The 16247-nt window shown below is 25.6% G+C and carries 18 protein-coding genes; 6 read left to right on the top strand and 12 right to left on the bottom strand.

Annotation, left to right across the window (positions count from 1 at the left end; translation table 11 throughout):
* Nucleotides 1-5 precede the first annotated feature (5 nt).
* The 4 genes from ACIJYE_RS04830 to rpsF form a co-directional block, all read right to left on the bottom strand.
* Nucleotides 6-1424, bottom strand: a complete 1419-nt coding sequence (locus ACIJYE_RS04830) for a replicative DNA helicase (protein ID WP_435089654.1) — start codon at nt 1422-1424, stop codon at nt 6-8.
* Nucleotides 1425-1491: 67 nt separating this feature from the next.
* Complete coding sequence (rplI, locus tag ACIJYE_RS04825) at nt 1492-1950, bottom strand: 50S ribosomal protein L9 (protein WP_435089653.1); 459 nt, start codon at nt 1948-1950, stop codon at nt 1492-1494.
* Between the two features lie 2 nt (nt 1951-1952).
* Nucleotides 1953-2225 (bottom strand): 30S ribosomal protein S18, encoded by a 273-nt coding sequence (rpsR, locus tag ACIJYE_RS04820; RefSeq protein WP_435085215.1) that lies wholly within the window; start codon nt 2223-2225, stop codon nt 1953-1955.
* 2 nt (nt 2226-2227) lie between these two features.
* Nucleotides 2228-2581, bottom strand: coding sequence for a 30S ribosomal protein S6 (gene rpsF, locus ACIJYE_RS04815; RefSeq protein WP_435089652.1), 354 nt, complete (start codon nt 2579-2581; stop codon nt 2228-2230).
* 85 nt (nt 2582-2666) lie between these two features.
* On the opposite strand from rpsF, the gene fabD reads away from it, so the two are divergent.
* Genes fabD through gmk form a run of 4 tightly spaced genes read left to right on the top strand, consistent with a single transcriptional unit; the run spans nt 2667 to nt 5256 of the window.
* A complete protein-coding gene (gene fabD / locus ACIJYE_RS04810) occupies nt 2667-3593 on the top strand; it encodes an ACP S-malonyltransferase (protein WP_435089650.1) in 927 nt (308 codons plus the stop codon).
* Nucleotides 3590-4327 carry a 3-oxoacyl-ACP reductase FabG gene (gene fabG / locus ACIJYE_RS04805; RefSeq protein WP_435089648.1) on the top strand — a complete coding sequence of 246 codons (738 nt, stop codon included), beginning with the start codon at nt 3590-3592 and terminating at the stop codon, nt 4325-4327. Before fabD ends, fabG begins: the two co-directional genes overlap by 4 nt.
* Before the next feature lie 48 nt (nt 4328-4375).
* Nucleotides 4376-4615, top strand: a complete 240-nt coding sequence (locus ACIJYE_RS04800) for an acyl carrier protein (RefSeq protein WP_085148712.1) — start codon at nt 4376-4378, stop codon at nt 4613-4615.
* A gap of 8 nt (nt 4616-4623) precedes the next feature.
* Complete coding sequence (gene gmk / locus ACIJYE_RS04795) at nt 4624-5256, top strand: guanylate kinase (RefSeq protein WP_435089647.1); 633 nt, start codon at nt 4624-4626, stop codon at nt 5254-5256.
* On the opposite strand, the gene rsmA is transcribed toward gmk, so the two are convergent.
* The 6 genes from rsmA to ACIJYE_RS04765 are packed head-to-tail and all read right to left on the bottom strand — an operon-like array spanning nt 5245 to nt 12743.
* Nucleotides 5245-6030, bottom strand: coding sequence for a 16S rRNA (adenine(1518)-N(6)/adenine(1519)-N(6))-dimethyltransferase RsmA (gene rsmA / locus ACIJYE_RS04790; protein WP_435089645.1), 786 nt, complete (start codon nt 6028-6030; stop codon nt 5245-5247). The two genes, gmk and rsmA, sit on opposite strands and share 12 nt — an antisense overlap.
* Nucleotides 6027-6992 (bottom strand): 4-hydroxythreonine-4-phosphate dehydrogenase PdxA, encoded by a 966-nt coding sequence (locus ACIJYE_RS04785; RefSeq protein ID WP_435089644.1) that lies wholly within the window; start codon nt 6990-6992, stop codon nt 6027-6029. The genes rsmA and ACIJYE_RS04785 overlap by 4 nt, the downstream gene beginning before the upstream one ends.
* Nucleotides 6982-7923 carry a peptidylprolyl isomerase gene (locus ACIJYE_RS04780; protein ID WP_435089643.1) on the bottom strand — a complete coding sequence of 314 codons (942 nt, stop codon included), beginning with the start codon at nt 7921-7923 and terminating at the stop codon, nt 6982-6984. The genes ACIJYE_RS04785 and ACIJYE_RS04780 overlap by 11 nt, the downstream gene beginning before the upstream one ends.
* 3 nt (nt 7924-7926) lie before the next feature.
* The gene (locus ACIJYE_RS04775) at nt 7927-10509 is read right to left on the bottom strand and encodes an LPS-assembly protein LptD (protein WP_435089641.1); all 2583 of its coding nucleotides are present in this window, start codon (nt 10507-10509) and stop codon (nt 7927-7929) included.
* A gap of 28 nt (nt 10510-10537) precedes the next feature.
* Entirely contained in the window at nt 10538-11611 is a 1074-nt protein-coding gene (locus tag ACIJYE_RS04770; protein WP_435089640.1) for an LptF/LptG family permease, read from the bottom strand.
* A gap of 1 nt (nt 11612) precedes the next feature.
* Complete coding sequence (locus ACIJYE_RS04765) at nt 11613-12743, bottom strand: LptF/LptG family permease (protein ID WP_435089639.1); 1131 nt, start codon at nt 12741-12743, stop codon at nt 11613-11615.
* Between the two features lie 61 nt (nt 12744-12804).
* Here ACIJYE_RS04765 and ACIJYE_RS04760 point away from each other — a divergent pair, with 61 nt between their 5' ends.
* Together ACIJYE_RS04760 and ndk are read left to right on the top strand one after the other, a co-directional pair.
* On the top strand, nt 12805-14262 hold the full coding sequence (locus ACIJYE_RS04760; protein WP_435089638.1) for a leucyl aminopeptidase: 1458 nt from the start codon (nt 12805-12807) through the stop codon (nt 14260-14262).
* The gene (ndk, locus tag ACIJYE_RS04755; RefSeq protein WP_435089636.1) at nt 14255-14665 is read left to right on the top strand and encodes a nucleoside-diphosphate kinase; all 411 of its coding nucleotides are present in this window, start codon (nt 14255-14257) and stop codon (nt 14663-14665) included. The genes ACIJYE_RS04760 and ndk overlap by 8 nt, the downstream gene beginning before the upstream one ends.
* Here ndk and purN read toward each other — a convergent pair.
* The gene (gene purN / locus ACIJYE_RS04750) at nt 14655-15236 is read right to left on the bottom strand and encodes a phosphoribosylglycinamide formyltransferase (RefSeq protein ID WP_435089634.1); all 582 of its coding nucleotides are present in this window, start codon (nt 15234-15236) and stop codon (nt 14655-14657) included. The two genes, ndk and purN, sit on opposite strands and share 11 nt — an antisense overlap.
* Nucleotides 15214-16242 carry a phosphoribosylformylglycinamidine cyclo-ligase gene (purM, locus tag ACIJYE_RS04745; protein WP_435089633.1) on the bottom strand — a complete coding sequence of 343 codons (1029 nt, stop codon included), beginning with the start codon at nt 16240-16242 and terminating at the stop codon, nt 15214-15216. Before purM ends, purN begins: the two co-directional genes overlap by 23 nt.
* Between the last annotated feature and the right edge of the window lie 5 nt (nt 16243-16247).

Below are 16247 nucleotides of genomic sequence, written 5' to 3'. Positions count from 1 at the left end.
TGATATTAATTAGTTTGAGTATCTTTAAATTTTGTGAATCTTTCCTCAAATTCAAGCGTTACATTACCTATTGGGCCGTGTCGTTGCTTTCCAATAATAATTTGAGCTAAGTGTGCAACCTCATTCATTTTTGCTTGCCATTCTGCATGCTCAACAGTTGCTTCCCTAGGCTCTTTTCTTTGTAAATAATATCCCTCTCTGTAAACAAACATTACAACATCTGCATCTTGTTCAATAGAACCAGATTCTCTTAAATCAGCTAGTTGAGGTTTATGATCATCTCTTTGTTCAACTTGTCTTGATAATTGTGAGAGAGCTACAACTGGAACACCAAGTTCTTTAGCAATTGCTTTTAATCCTTGTGTAATTTGTGAGATTTCCTGGACTCTACCATCTTTATTAAATGTTGTTCCTCTCATTAATTGAATGTAGTCAACCACAATCATATCAAGGCCAAATAACCTTTTGATTCGTCTAGCTCGATTACTCATTGCTGCTATACTGATTGCTGGAGTTTCATCGATATACAACGGCAGTTCAGCAATATTTTTTGAAGTTTCTAAAAATTTATCAAATTGTTCATCGGAAATTCTTCCACGTCTTATATCATTTGAGCTAATTCTAGCTTGTTCTGAAATAATTCTAGTAGATAGTTGCTCAGATGACATCTCTAAAGAAAAGAAAGCAATAGAAGATTTTTTACCACTATCTTGTAATTTTTGTGCAGCATTAAATGCAATATTTGTAGCAAGAGATGTTTTACCCATTGAAGGACGTCCAGCAATGATAATTAAATCTGATTGGTGGAGACCACCAAGTTTGTCATCCAAATCTCTAAGGCCGGTAGGAACCCCAACAATACCTTCTTCATTTTTATAAGCAGCTGAAGCCATCTCAATTGTTTGTTTCATTGCCTCATCAAATTTTACAAGAGAAGAGTTAAAAGAACCTTTTTCAGCTAGATCAAATAGTAACCTTTCTGAGTTTTCAATAATAGTTTGTCCATTTGTATCTAGCTCATTTAGTTTTGCACTATCAATTGTTTGTTCTGAAATTTTGATTAACTCACGTCTTACAAACATATCATAAATTATTTTAGAATACTCAACAGCCTGACGGACTGAAGTAGAAAATTTTGTAATTTTAATTAAATATTCTGGAACATTTAAGTCATCTTTTTCATCTTCAAAATAATTCTTAAGTGTAATTGGATTTGCAAGCATTCCTTTATAAATTAAACTTTCAACTGCCTCAAAAATCTTTTGGTGCATAGGATCATGAAAGTTAATACTAGAAATTATTGTACTAATCTCATCAAAGATGTCGTTGCTAACTAAAATAGATCCAATAACTGCTTGTTCTGCTTCAATGTTGTTTGGAAGTTCTTTAAATTGGTCTTTGACTATACTTAAACTGTTTTCCATAAGGATAATTTACAGAATTATTTTTTAAATAAAATTACTAATAAGTGCTGGGGAAAAGAATGTATAATTATTGGATTGTATCAGCTGATGTAACACTGATTGTAATTTCAGCATCAACTTCTGAGTGTAGAGATATTTTCACCTTAAATTTTCCTAAAGATTTAATTTCTTCAACTGGTTGTATCATTGAGGGTTTAATATCAATTTTGTTTTCATCTTGTATCAATTTAGCTATTTCAGTTGGTTTAACTGAGCCATATAATTCATTATTTTCAGTGCTTAGTTTTTTAACCGCATATTCTTTGCCATTAATTTGTTCTGAAATTTGGATAGCTTCTTTCTTCTTTTCGCTATCTTTTTTTGACAAATCTGCTTTTATTTTTTCAACTTCTGTAATATTTTCTTTTGAAGCGTATAAAGCTTTTTTGTTAGCAATTAAAAAATTTCTAGCATAGCCTCTTTTAACGTCTATCACTTCACCGATAGAACCAACCCTCTTTACGTTTTCTAATAAAATAACTTTCATTTTTATATTAATGCTAAGTTTCTAGCTCTTTTAATTGAAAGAGATAACTCTCTCTGTTTCTTTTGAGAAACATTAGTAATTCTTGACGGTAAAATTTTTCCATTTTCAGACATATATTTCTTTAGAAGTCTTACGTTTTTATAATCAACAGCAGGTGCACCTTTTGCTGATAATGGACATGTTTTTTTAAATTTATATTTATTTGGTTGAAAGATACTTAATTTTGCAAAGTTGCTTTGCTTACCTTTTTTATTTCCGCTTTGTCTTTTAGGCATAATTAATTTCTGTAGCTTTCTTTTTTATCGCCATCTTCACTTTTAGCAAAGTAGTTAGCTTCTAGATCAAATTTTTTAACTCTTACAGTTAAGTATCTTAATAATTTTTTGTCAATTGCTTCATTTTTCTCTAATTCATCAATGACATTGCCTTTACTTTTTATTTTAAAGTGAATGTAGCTACCTTTTTTATTTTTTTTAATTAGATAAGACAAGTTAAGTAGTCCCCAGTTTTCAGTCTTTATAATTTCACCTTCATTTTTTTCAACAATTTTAGAATACTTTTCTGTTAATTGCTTAATTTCACTAGGTGAAGTATCTTGTCTAGCTATAATAGTATGTTCGTATAAATTCATTTAAGTTCTTTAATAAAAAGTGAGGATATACTATTATAAATGTTCAATTACAATAGTTAAAAAGGCAAAATAGATAGTTTTTTTTATGTTTTCAGTAATTTTTCCAGGGCAAGGTTCTCAAATTGTTGGTATGGGTAAGGAATTTTATGACAAGTTTGACCTTGTCAAAAACCTATTTAAAGAAGCAGATGAAACCCTTGGTTTTTCAATTTCTAAGCTTATATCAGATGGTCCAAAAGAGAAATTAGACCTAACTGCAAATACGCAGCCTGCAATTTTTTTAATTAGTTATTCAATATTTAACGTAATTACAAAAGAATTTAATATTGATTTAAATAAAGCAAAATATTTTGCAGGACATTCATTAGGTGAGTACTCAGCATTATCTTGTGCAGGATATTTGAATTTTTCTGATACTTTAAAGATTTTAAGAATAAGAGGTGAAGCTATGCAAAACTCGGTACCAAAAGGACAGGGTGGTATGGTCGCAGTACTAGGCTCGACCGTAGAGATTATCGAAAGAATATTAAAAGAAAATGAGAAAAATTTTAAAGTTGAAATTGCAAATGATAATTCTGAAGGTCAAATAGTTTTAAGTGGGAAAATAGAGGATTTAGATCGTCTTATTTTAGTCTTAAAAGAAAATACTATTAAAAATATAAAGTTACCAGTGAGTGCGCCTTTCCATTGTGGATTAATGAGCAAAGCAACAAATATTATGAGTGAGGAATTAAATAAATTGAGCTTTAACCAAGTTCAAAATAAATTGATCTCAAATGTTACTGCTAATGAAATAATAAGTGTTGAAGAGCTCAAAGATTTGTTGATTAAACAAATTGAAAATAGAGTTAGATGGAGAGAGAGTGTTATTAATATGATTAATAATGAAGTTAATCACTTCATTGAAATAGGTCCAGGGAAAGTTTTATCAGGTTTAGTTAAAAGAATTAGTAGAGAAGTGAAAATAGATACTATAAATAACCAAGAAGATATTGAAAGTTTAAAAATATGAGTAATTTAGAAAATAAAAATATTATAGTAACTGGTGCATCAGGTGGAATAGGAAATTCTATAATTAAAAAATTAAATAAGGCTGGTGCAAATATTTTAGCCTCAGGAACTAGAACAGAAAAACTAGAAGAATTAAAAAAGAATTTTACCAATATTAAAATATTAAAATTTGACATTTCTCAAAGTGAAAAAATTGAAGAGTTCATTGAAAATGCCACCAATGAACTTGGAGGGAGTTTGGATGGCATTATCAATAATGCAGGAATTACTCAAGACAACTTGGCAATAAGAATGAGTCTAGATGAATGGCAAAAAGTTATTAATATAAACTTAACTTCAACTTTTTTAATGAGTAAGTTTGCTATAAAAAAGATGCTCAAGAATAAATCTGGAAAAATTGTAAATATTACCTCTGTAGTAGGTCATACTGGCAATTTAGGGCAAGCAAATTACACAGCATCAAAGGCTGGAATTGTTGCAATGTCAAAGAGTCTTGCAATAGAATATGCTAAGAAAAACATCAATGTAAATTGCATTTCGCCAGGCTTCATTAAAACAGCAATGACTGATAAAATTGACGATAAATTTAAAGAGGTAATTGTATCAAAGATACCATCTGCCCGATTAGGTGAGCCGGATGATATTGCAAATGCTGTACTTTTTTTGAGTTCAGATCAATCTAGCTATATAAACGGAGAGACTTTGCATGTTAATGGAGGCATGTATATGGCTTGACAAAATAGGTTTTTAAACTATTAAGAATTCATAACAAAAAGGATCAATATGTCAGAAGATGTTTCAAGCAAAGTAAAAAAAATTGTAGCGGATCACTTAGGTATCGATGAATCAAAAGTAACTGAAGAGTCTAGTTTTATAGATGATTTAGGTGCTGATAGTTTAGATACTGTTGAATTAGTAATGGCTTTTGAAGAAGAATTTGGGTCTGAAATTTCAGATAGCGAAGCTGAAAAAATTTTAACTGTAGGAGATGCAGTTAAGTTTATTGAAGGTAAAGCAAACTAATTATTTCTATGCCATCACTAAATGATGGAGTAATGATTGTTTTATCTTCTCCATCAGGAGCGGGTAAAACTACATTGGTAAAAATGTTATCTGAATTAGATAACTTTGAAATTTCCATTTCACACACTACGCGTCAACCAAGACCAAATGAGATATCTAATAATGATTATTTTTTTGTAAAGGAAGATGAGTTTAAAAGACTAATTAAAAACGAAGAGTTCCTTGAATATGCAAAAGTTTTTAATAATTTTTATGGAACAACTAGAACACCAGTAATTGACAAGTTAAATAAAGGTAAAAATATTTTGTTTGATATTGATTGGCAGGGAGCAGATCAAATTAAAAATAAAAAGCTTGACTATAAATTGATAACTTTCTTTATACTTCCTCCAAGCAAAGAAGAATTGTTTGAAAGACTTTCTAATAGAGACATGAAAGACAAGTTAATTGCTGAAGAAAGAATGAAACAGTTTGAGAGAGATGTCTTGCATTGGATAAATTATGATTATGTTGTCATAAACGATAATCTTGAAAAATGTTTTTCTAAAATTAATAATTTAATTGTGGCTGAAATAAATAATGGTTCAAAGGATTATGATTTAGAATATATCAGAGGTCACGTAAGTAAATTAACTTCTTAATTTTTCATATTCGCTAGTTAATTTGTAATAAGTATTAAAGTCTAAATTTTGTGGTCGTAAATTTAAATCAATCTGAAGCTTATCTAATATTTTTTTATCACCATTAAATAATTGATTAAAAGGTTTTTTTAACATTTTTCTTCGCTGACTAAAAAATATTCTTGTAATTTTTTCTAAGTTTTTAGGGTTTTTAATTTTATGAAAATCCTGTTTAGGAGAAAAAAACAATAAAGAGCTATCAACTTTTGGTTTTGGAGAGAACGACTTAGGCTTAATATCACAGATCTTTTTAACATTTAATTTCCAATTGGCTAAAATTGACAATCTTCCATAAGTTGATTTATTATAAGTTGCAATTATTCTATCAGCTACTTCTTTTTGAAACATGAGAACAAGATGATCAAACCAAAAATTATCCTTTAAATTAATTATCCATTTGGTTAATATTTCAGTAGATATATTATAGGGTAAATTGCCAAATACTGTTACTTTTTCGTTAAATAATAAATTTTCATCAATATTTAAAACATCATCATTTATAATTGTTAATTGATCTTTGAATGTACTATTAAGATTTTTGGCTAAATCATTATCCTTTTCAATTACAAATATTTTTTTAGGATTTTTTTTTAAAATAAAAGATGTTAAATTTCCAGTGCCAGGACCAATTTCAAGAATAGTTTTATTATTAATTGGTGTGATATTAGATATAATTTCAAGAATGTTTCTATCAGTAAGAAAATTTTGACCTAAACTTTTTTTAGCTTTAATCAATTTTTATCCAAGAATTCAATTGCTCTTATTAAGCTTAATGGGTTAGATAAATTTTTTCCTACCATTTTTTCATTAGGCCCGTGATCAGGTGATATTCTCTTAAAAGGTAAGCCCAAAGTAATATTAATGGCATCATACTCAAATAATGTTTTAATGGGTGTTAAAACTTGATCATGATACATACCCACTATTACATCAAATTTTTTTCTATTATTTTTTAAAAATATTGTATCAGCTGGATAAGGTCCTTTAATATTATATCCTATTTTTTTCAGATGTTTTATGATGGGAGTTATAATTTTTTCATCTTCATTGAATTTATCTACACTTTCACAGTGTGGATTAAGACCCAAAACAGCAATCCTAGGTTTAGTTTTTTTTAATTTTTTATAAAATTCATTTATTAATGATATCTTTTCAGAGATTATATTTTTTGTAATACTTTTAGAGACATTTTTAATAGGAAGGTGTGTTGTAATAGGGCAAACTGCTAAATTTTTATTGTAAATCAACATAGCAAATTTTTTAGTATTTGATCTTTTTGCCAGAAACTCTGTGATACCAAGATATTTTTTGTTTAAAAAACTTGTTTTAGAAATTGGTCCATTAATTAATTTTTGAGTAAAACCAAGTTTTATAATTTTTTGAGCAATTTCAAATGAATTTTTAATAAATGAATTGGATTTATTTGTAATATTCTTTGAATTTTTTATAGATTTTAATTGAACATCTATTAAATTTATACATTTGTTATTTAGTTCTAACTTGTTGATGTCTTTATAGCTTACTAACTGTATCTTTTTTTTAAACTTACATTTTTTCATATGAATTTTCAATAATTCTAAAGATGAAATTAAAATCAAAGGACTTTTATATTTTCTATATTTTAAGCATTTAAAAAATATTTCTAAAAAAACACTATTGGGCTCTCCATTAACTAAGATAATTGGTTTATTTTTCATTAATCAAAATATTTTTTTTTATTTTTTTAAAATATATATTTGAATACTGATTTAATTGTTGATTTTTTAAAGATCTTATCCTTAAAGTTAATTCTTTTTCAACATCAATCTCTTTTTTAATTTCTTTTTTATCTTTAACGAATAATATTAAAAACCCCCCAGGAAGTAAAATTGGTGAAGTATATTCTCCATTCTGTAAATTTAAAATCTTACTTAAAATTTTTTTGTCAATAGAATTTTCACTAATCCAACCTAGCTTACCTCCAGTTTTTGAACTCTCAGAAACACTGTATATTGAAGCTGCATTTTCAAATCCATCTACAGAAATACTTTTTTCAATTTTTTTAAATAATTCCTTAGATTCGGGATTGTTTTCCACATTATAAAAAATCTCATACAAGAGATATGAATTTAAAGTTTGCTTATTTGACAAAATTTCTTTCTTTATTTTCTTTTTATCGATTTTTAATTTTGAAAAAAATTTTTTATATATCAGCTGATTCCAATATGCTTCACTAGAAAGCTTTTTTTCTATTGTGGCAATATCAATTTGGAATGATTTTATATAAGCTAAAAACTCATCTTTATTTCTAAAATTAAGATTTTTATAAATAGATTTTATTACATTATCTAAATACTCATCATCAATTTCCCTAATGGTAGATTTTGATATTTCTATTTCCTTTATTTTTTCTCTGATTAATGATGTTTTAGCAATTTTTATTATTCTATTTTTATCTAAACTTTGTAAATTTGGGTTTAAAGCTTTTAGATATTTAGCTTCATTTTGAATATCAATATTTGTGATAATTTTGTTATCAATCTTTAAAATAATACTATTTTCAATAGATAGAACTTTTGACTCATTTAACAAAATAAGCAGAGATATAGCAGAAATTCTAAAAATAAATTTTTTTACTTTTTTAAACATTTTTTATTTAAAAGATTGTTCAATAGATGTTATTGGAAAAAAGCTTATAGTAAACATCAAATTTTCAGATGGTTTAAGATCTCTATCCTCATAATATGTTTTGTTGAATCTGATGCCTGCTGTTAGACAATCGTTTTTATATTCATAAACTAAATTATAATATTCAGTAAGATTAATTTCTCTATTTCTTCTTGTTCTGAATTTTATTGAGTTAGAATCATCAAAATTGTAAGAAGTAGTATTTTCAAAAATATTTGTGTTCCCTAATTCAAGATCTTCCTCTATAAAGTTAAATTTTGTTATAAAATTATTTAAGGATAAACCAAGTTCAATTGAGTTATATTCAAAATTATTTATTTTATTATCAATTGCAAAGTCATAATCTATATCTAGAAATTTAGAAAATTGATAATTAATTGACCCAAACAAATTAGAGTTTTTTTTATTTAAAGTTGTTTGTGAAGGAACATTTTTTTCTTCACTATCTCTAAAAACTGATGCAAATTTTATTTCTAAAGATTTATCTTCATCTTTAATATTTTCTTTTTTATAGTCAATTCCAAGTGTTAAAGAGTTGCCTGATTCAAAGCTGTCTTCAAGCCCAAGTCTGTTGATATCAAATATATTATTAATATTTATTTTTCTCTCAGTATCAGAATGATTTATCATGTCACTGGGATTAAATCTTAAAGATAATCTTGGTACCAAAGTTTGATTATTTAACATTGTTTTTTTTAAAAGAGGCAATTGTGAATTTAGCTCTAATAATGACTGAATTTCAACCTGTGGACTTGATTTATACTGGGTAACATTTTTTCCCACACTATTTAAATTTTTAAAATAAAAACTTAGATTATTTGTTAATCCAACGTTTTCAAAAATTTTTTCATTAAAGCTATAACTTACATTATTAATCACTCTTGATTTTACATTATTAGTATTATCCAAAGTATTATTTCCACTAGAGCTAAAGTTTATAGTGCCATTATCAGTCGGTATAGAATTTAAAGAAAAATTATAATAGGGCAAAACATATTGATAACGATCACTTTGTAATTTTGTTAAATCTTCGTATATGTTAGCACCTCCAGATAAAAAAAAAGTTTCATTTTCTAGCAACAAATCAAATCCAGAATTCATTACATCTGAATTCAAAGGTTTCACAGAACTATTTGATAAATTGTCTCCAAATATTTTTAAATAAGTATCTTTCGAAATTCTTTCTACAAAGAGACTCAAATCACTTGTAAAAAAATTATTTATCTTGAGGTCTTTTTTAAAATTAGAAAAAAAATGATTTATATTTTTTTTCTTTTGTGTGGAAGTAGATTTGTATCCGTTAGTAATAGCAAAATCTGCAATTAATGATGAATTTTCATTTTTTTGCCTGTATTCACTTTGAATCATTTTAGCATTTTTAGTAAAAAAAATTGGATTAAATGTAAAATCTTTATCTTCTGAAATTACATGATAATAAGGTATGCTTAAAGATGATCCTAAAATATTTGAGCTATTAATTTCAGGTTGTAAAAAACCTGATTGTCTTTTAACTGTTGGATCAGGATGAAAAAATTTAGGAAAATAAAACACAGGTACGTCATAAACTTTTAAGACTGCATTATCATATATTATTTTTTTATTTTTTTGGTCATGTTTAATTTCCGAAGCTTCTAATTGCCATGCTGGGCAATGATCTGTTTTTTTACAACTTGTAAAAACTGCTTTCTTTACAGAAGTAATGTTCTTTTTTTTTAATGATGAAGCACCATACAGTCTTGGGTCATTTTCTGATTTATCAAAAAGATCTTTCTGTAATTTAATTTTTGTACCTGTAGTTTTAAAACTATTATTTTTTAAATCAAAAAAACCGCTTTCAAAATTAAGTTGGTTTCTTTTTTCAATTGGCAAATGTGTATTTTCAACAATTAAAACATTTTTACCTTTTAAAAACTCATCATTAATTTGATAATTAAAATTATCAAGAGAGTAAATTGCAAATTTATTGTCTCTAACAGTTGTTTTTTGAGAAGAATATAAGCTCATTTTATCCAAAAGATATGTTACATTTTTTGAATAAATTTTATATTTTGACTTAACATATGCATAGGTTTTTCCTTCGGTGAAAATTTTATTTAGGTTTTTTTGATAAGTTATTTTTTTTGTTTCTAAAATTATATTTTTTGTTAAATCATTTAAACTAACGTTACCACTAGCAATTATTTTATCTTCATTTTTAAAATAAAAAATTTTATCAGCATTAATTATTAAATTATTAATTTCATCTTTAATTTGAACATTTCCACTTGCAATAATTTTTTCAATATTTCTTATATAAAAAATTTCATCAGCAATTATAAATAAATTTTTACTTTTATCTTTTAGATTAACATTTTTTCTTGCAATTAAGGTTGTTGCAATTTTGTTATATTCAAAATTATTTGCTGTTATAGAGATACCGTCATCTGTAGAAGCTTCACCACCGTTATAACCTTTAAATATATTTCCATTTTGTAAAATTTCTATTTCAGTTACATTAAAATTAAATATTTCCTTTGAGCTAACATGTGGAATAATTAACATATTCATTAATATGAATATAAGGATATATGTATGTTTATTTTTCATTAATTTTATGCATCATTAATAATATCAAAAATGTCAAAAATAATTGAGGCAACCATACTGATAAAATATAATTTATTTTTTCAGTTGCGCCCATAACATTTAAAAGATTATTTAAATAATAAATAACCACACATAAAAACAAACCAATTGATATTTTAACAGTATTGCTATTAATTTTTTTGCTACTTAACATTATTAAACTTGAAAATATAGTCATTAGTACAAGATAAAAAGGATAAGAAATTATCTTTTGAATTTGAATAATGACGTCAGTGGTAGAATAGTTCAATAAATCGTAATTTTTTTTTAATTCAATTAGCTCAATAAACGAGAGAGAAGATAAATTAGAAAACAGGCTATTAATACGCTTATAATTAAAATTTGAATTAATTTTAATTTTATCAAATTTTTTAGCCGTATTATTTTCAAAAACCTCAGGTTTTAAAATTATCCATTCATTATTTTGGATATTGATTTTTTGACTTTTAATATTTCTTATTACATTGTAGCTAGTATCAAATTCAGTAATAAAACTATCTATTAAAAAATTTTCATTAACTTTTGTAGAATTAATTATAAAAATTTTATTTTCAATTTTGTCTCTAATCCAAAGGCCATTTTTATTTATAACGGCCAGATATTTGCCATCCTTTGTATAATTATTTTTCAATTCTAGATAAAAACTTTTTAAATTTGAGGAGGTATTATAAAATACACTAATTATAAAAATACTGATTAATAAAGTGGTTAAACTTATTATTGTGAGTATTGTAGAATTTTTTAAACCAGAATATTTAAAAATTTGTATTTCATTATTATTGAATAATTTAATATAAAATAATTGAGTTGTTATAAGAAATATGAATGGAAATATTTCAAAGATCATTGATGGTGAGTTTAGTAGAGATAAATAAATTGTAAAAAAAACACTTACATTGATATTTTTAAAAAATTCTAGTTCAGTTAAAAGATTTATTATAAATACAAGACTGAAAGTTATTAAAATAACAAATAAAAATGATCTTAAAAAAATATTAGTAATAAATTTTATATAAGTTTTCATTTTAAGACTCTTTAAATTTAATTAGTAAATATGTGTATAAAAATATTATTGTAAATATAGGAATTAAAAATATCACTAAATTATTAAAGAATGATTCATTTATAAATCTTATTGTTGACTCTGAAAAAATTATTAAAAAAAAACCAATTAGAAATATAATTGTTCTATACCTTAAATAGTTAACTTTCTCTTTAGAGTAGATAATTAACAGTAAGGAAATAAGCATTAGCGCTGGTAAAAAAAGTGGAATACCTAATCGTTTATAAATTTCAGCAACGATATTATCTAAATTGTTTATCTCACAATTCCTAATTTTTTTTTTAATTTTATCTTTATCTATTATACTTGTGTCAGCTAAATTAATGATACAAACTATTAATTCTAATGTTGTATGTTCCTGTGTTTTTTTTACTAAAATTGTGTCTGGTGAAAATAAAGATAAATTAAATTCAGATTTTGAAAAGCTAAAGTTTGTTATTTTGTTATTATTTAAATTTATATTTTCACCGTTATAAAGTTCTAATACCGGTATACCATTCTTGTTTTTAAAAACCCCTTTTTTTGCATAAGTGATTTGAAAATTATTTTTATTAGTATCTTTTTTTATATAGATATTATTATAGTTGCCTTCTTTATCCTTACTTTCTGTATATATTGTCAGCCTCTTAACTGCACTATTAAATTTTTTTATTTTAATAAAATTATCAAAAAAATTATAATCAGAACTTCTAATTACAGATCTTGATAAAGTTTGTGATTTTGGAACAATAATAGCTGTTAAAGCAATTTGAAATAAAAATAAAAATACTGAAAATGTTAAAAAAAAATTAACAAAGCTCATTTTAGTAATACCAAAATTCCAATAAATTAATAATTCATTTTTTAATTCATATTTAGCTATCACATACGAAAAACTAAAAAAAAATGCAAAAGGTAATATTTTGCTGATTATCTTTGGAAAATTTAATAAGGCATAATTGATATAAACAATATAATCTCGCCCATCTTCAATGATTAGGTCTAGATAGTTAACTGCTTGAAAAATCCAAATAATTACTGCTGTACTGATTAATGTGACAAGAAAAAAAATTATACAGTCAGTTAAAAATTTTCTATATAGAATTTTTTTCATTGAAATATGATATTTTTATTCATATATAGCATTCAACTCGTATAGAGTGTATTTAAAATTTATGACTGTTAAAATTAATTATAAAAAAAGTAGTCCAATAAAAGCATTTTCAAATCTAATCTTATTTGTTGATGAAAAATTCAATATTAACAGCTTAAAAAAGTATACTTCAGATATAGAATATTCATATGTTTCAGATTTGCTAAAAACTAGTGATTTAAAAAAAGATCTACTTTTTTTTAAAATTAATTCAAAAAAAACAGTTTTTTTAGTATCTATTAAAAAAGATATCAAGATATCAGATGTAGAAAATCTAGGAGCCAAATTTCATAGTTTTGTAAATTATGAACAAAAAAAAGATTTCTTTATAAATTCAGATACAGCTCAAAGTAAAATAAAAAATTTTGTAGGATATTTTCTTCACGGACTAAAATTAAAATCTTATGAATTTAATATTTATAAATCTAAAAAAAATAAAAAACAAATTTTTATAAATGTAATAGGGAATAAAAATAAAATATCTACACAAGATCATTTAAGATTTAAAGCACTAGAGGAAGGAAGTTTTTTTGCAAGAGACCTTGTTTCAGAACCTGGAAATGTCCTTCACCCAGATGAATATACAAAAAGAATTAATTCACTTAAAAAATTTGGATTAAAAATAAATATATATGATAAAAAAAAATTAAAAAAACTTGGAATGAATGCTTTGCTAGGTGTGGGACAAGGAAGTATTCGAGGATCTTATCTTGTGACTATGGAATGGAATGGAGCAAAAAATAATTCTAAACCATTAGCTTTTGTTGGAAAGGGAGTTTGTTTTGATACTGGTGGCTACTCGTTAAAACCAGCTAAATTTATGGAAGACATGACTTATGATATGGCAGGCTCAGCTACAGTTGTTGGTTTAATGAAAAATTTAGCTATAAGAAAAGCGAAAATTAATGTAGTCGGTGTTGTTGGACTTGTGGAAAATATGGTAAGTGGAAACGCTCAAAGACCTGGAGATATAGTTAAATCTTACAGCGGTAAAACAATTGAGATATTAAATACGGATGCTGAAGGTAGATTAGTTTTAGCTGATGCTTTAACTTTTACTGAAAAAAAATTTAAACCTAAATTTATAGTTGATTTAGCAACTTTAACTGGAGCTATTATAGTTTCTTTAGGATCTGAATATGCAGGCTTATTTTCAAACAACGATAAGTTAGCGAAACAATTATTGGAAGCAGGCGACAAAGTAGAGGAAAAATTGTGGAGGATGCCTCTGCATAAAAATTTTGACAAACTTATAAATTCAAAAAATGCAGATATGCAAAATATAAATTATGTTGGTGGTGCAGGATCAACAACTGCAGCACAGTTTTTACAAAGATTTATTTTAAATAAAACACCTTGGGCTCATTTAGACATAGCTGGTATGGCGTTTTCAAAATATGGTGGAGCTTTAAACTCAGGTGGAGCAACTAGCTACGGAGTCAGATTATTAAATAAACTAATAGAGGATGATTATGAGTAATACACAACAAACACTATCAATCATTAAACCAGATGCAGTAGAAAGAAATCTAGATAATGAAATTAAAGAAATGTTTAAAAACAAAGGTTTTTCAATCATAAAAGATAAGAAAATAAAAATAGAAAAGTCTGAAGCAGAAAAATTTTACAAAGTCCACGAAACAAAACCTTTTTATAATGATTTATGTGCATACTTATCATCTGGCCCAATTGTTGTAATGATTTTAGAAAAAGAAAATTCAGTATTAGCTAATAGGGAGCTTATGGGAGCAACAAATCCTGAAGATGCAGAAGAAGGCACAATAAGAAAAAAATATGGAATTTCTATTGATAAAAACTCAGTTCACGGATCTGATAGTGTTGAAAATGCTAAAATTGAAATTGATTTTTTCTTTAAAGACTAGAAATTTTTAAGATAGCTTTAGGGTATAATTTATGTTCTTGATATAAAATTTTTTTAGCAAGTGACTTAGGTGTGTCATCTTTTTTAATTTTTACTTTTTTTTGAATAATAATTTTTCCAGAATCAACTTTAGAATTCACAAAATGAACAGTGCAACCTGAATATTCGTCTTTATTTCTTATTGCTTTTTCATGAGTATTTAATCCTTTATACTTTGGAAGAAGAGACGGGTGGATATTTAGTATCTGTCCTTTAAAGTTAAGTATAAAATTTTTTGATAAAATTTTCATAAAGCCTGCTAAGCAAATTAGGTTAATTTTGTTTTTTTCTAATTTGAGAAGGATTTCTTTTTCAGCTGACGCTTGTTTTTTGAAATTAAATATTTTTTTTCTAATTTTATAAATTTTTCCAAAGTTTAAACCTTTTGATTTAGGGTTATTAGAAACTATCATTTCTATTGAGATTGGTGATTTTTTGAGTTTTGAAAATTTTAGAAGTGACTTAAGATTACTTCCAGTTCCCGATATAAAAACAGCAGTTTTTATTTTTTTAGATCCAGTTGATAGCACCATTTAATTTAACTTTATTTTTTCCTCTAAAAACTTTTCCAATCACATAGGGCTTAAAATCTTTAGCAAAATACTTTTTAACTTTTTCATATTTATTTGGATTAATTATTAAACAAAAGCCAACACCACAATTAAATGTTTTAAGCATTTCTTTATCAGATATACCGTTATTCTTTAACCACTTAAAAATTTTTAAAGTTTTAATTTTACTTAAGTTAATATTAGCAACTAAGTTATTAGGGATTATTCTTTTAATATTATCAGCTAATCCACCACCTGTTATGTTGGCACATCCATTTATTAGATTTTGATCAATTAATTTAAGAACTTCTTTAACATAAATTTTAGTTGGTGTAATCAACTCAGTTTTCAAAAATTTATTTTTCTTTATATCAATTTTTTTTTGATTAATTAGATATCGTACTAATGAAAAACCATTTGAATGAAGCCCACTAGATGGAATAGCCAGGATCAAATCATTAGTTTTGATTTTATTCTTATTTAAAATTTTATTTTTTCCAACAACACCAACTGCAAAACCAGCAATATCAAATTTACCTTTTTCATAAGTTCCTGGCATTTCTGCAGTTTCACCACCAACTAACTCACACTCAGATAGTTTACACCCGTTAACTATACCTTTTATGATTGATTTAAGTTTCTTTAAATCAATTTTATTAATAGAGATATAATCTAGAAATAAAAGTGGTTTTGCACCTTGAACAATTAAATCATTGACACTCATTGCAACTAGATCAATTCCAATTGTGTCATACTTATCGAGAGTATTTGCAATCTCTATTTTTGTACCAACGCCATCTGTACAAGCAACAATCTTAGGCTGTTTTATGTGATTTGGGATGTCAGAAATTGAACCAAATCCACCTATATTAGAAAACTTTTTTTTGCCTTTTTTTTTTGATGAAACTGAGGAAATGAAATCAACAAATTTATCAGCAGCATCAATATTAACTCCACTTTTTTTATAGGTAAATATTTTTTTATTCATTAGTA

This window comes from Candidatus Pelagibacter bacterium nBUS_30 (assembly GCF_051201245.1).
Taxonomy (GTDB): Bacteria; Pseudomonadota; Alphaproteobacteria; order Pelagibacterales; family Pelagibacteraceae; genus Pelagibacter.
The sequence above is the reverse complement of the archived record's forward strand: the minus strand, read 5'-3'. Positions and strand labels throughout refer to the sequence as shown.

Coding starts and splice junctions, on each gene's coding strand:
- ACIJYE_RS04830 (WP_435089654.1), bottom strand. CDS start 1,424: ATGGAAAACAGTTTAAGTATAGTCAAAGACCAATTTAAAGAACTTCCA.
- rplI (WP_435089653.1), bottom strand. CDS start 1,950: ATGAAAGTTATTTTATTAGAAAACGTAAAGAGGGTTGGTTCTATCGGT.
- rpsR (WP_435085215.1), bottom strand. CDS start 2,225: ATGCCTAAAAGACAAAGCGGAAATAAAAAAGGTAAGCAAAGCAACTTT.
- rpsF (WP_435089652.1), bottom strand. CDS start 2,581: ATGAATTTATACGAACATACTATTATAGCTAGACAAGATACTTCACCT.
- fabD (WP_435089650.1), top strand. CDS start 2,667: ATGTTTTCAGTAATTTTTCCAGGGCAAGGTTCTCAAATTGTTGGTATG.
- fabG (WP_435089648.1), top strand. CDS start 3,590: ATGAGTAATTTAGAAAATAAAAATATTATAGTAACTGGTGCATCAGGT.
- ACIJYE_RS04800 (WP_085148712.1), top strand. CDS start 4,376: ATGTCAGAAGATGTTTCAAGCAAAGTAAAAAAAATTGTAGCGGATCAC.
- gmk (WP_435089647.1), top strand. CDS start 4,624: ATGCCATCACTAAATGATGGAGTAATGATTGTTTTATCTTCTCCATCA.
- ACIJYE_RS04785 (WP_435089644.1), bottom strand. CDS start 6,992: ATGAAAAATAAACCAATTATCTTAGTTAATGGAGAGCCCAATAGTGTT.
- ACIJYE_RS04780 (WP_435089643.1), bottom strand. CDS start 7,923: ATGTTTAAAAAAGTAAAAAAATTTATTTTTAGAATTTCTGCTATATCT.
- ACIJYE_RS04775 (WP_435089641.1), bottom strand. CDS start 10,509: ATGAATATGTTAATTATTCCACATGTTAGCTCAAAGGAAATATTTAAT.
- ACIJYE_RS04770 (WP_435089640.1), bottom strand. CDS start 11,611: ATGAAAACTTATATAAAATTTATTACTAATATTTTTTTAAGATCATTT.
- ACIJYE_RS04765 (WP_435089639.1), bottom strand. CDS start 12,743: ATGAAAAAAATTCTATATAGAAAATTTTTAACTGACTGTATAATTTTT.
- ACIJYE_RS04760 (WP_435089638.1), top strand. CDS start 12,805: ATGACTGTTAAAATTAATTATAAAAAAAGTAGTCCAATAAAAGCATTT.
- ndk (WP_435089636.1), top strand. CDS start 14,255: ATGAGTAATACACAACAAACACTATCAATCATTAAACCAGATGCAGTA.
- purN (WP_435089634.1), bottom strand. CDS start 15,236: ATGGTGCTATCAACTGGATCTAAAAAAATAAAAACTGCTGTTTTTATA.
- purM (WP_435089633.1), bottom strand. CDS start 16,242: ATGAATAAAAAAATATTTACCTATAAAAAAAGTGGAGTTAATATTGAT.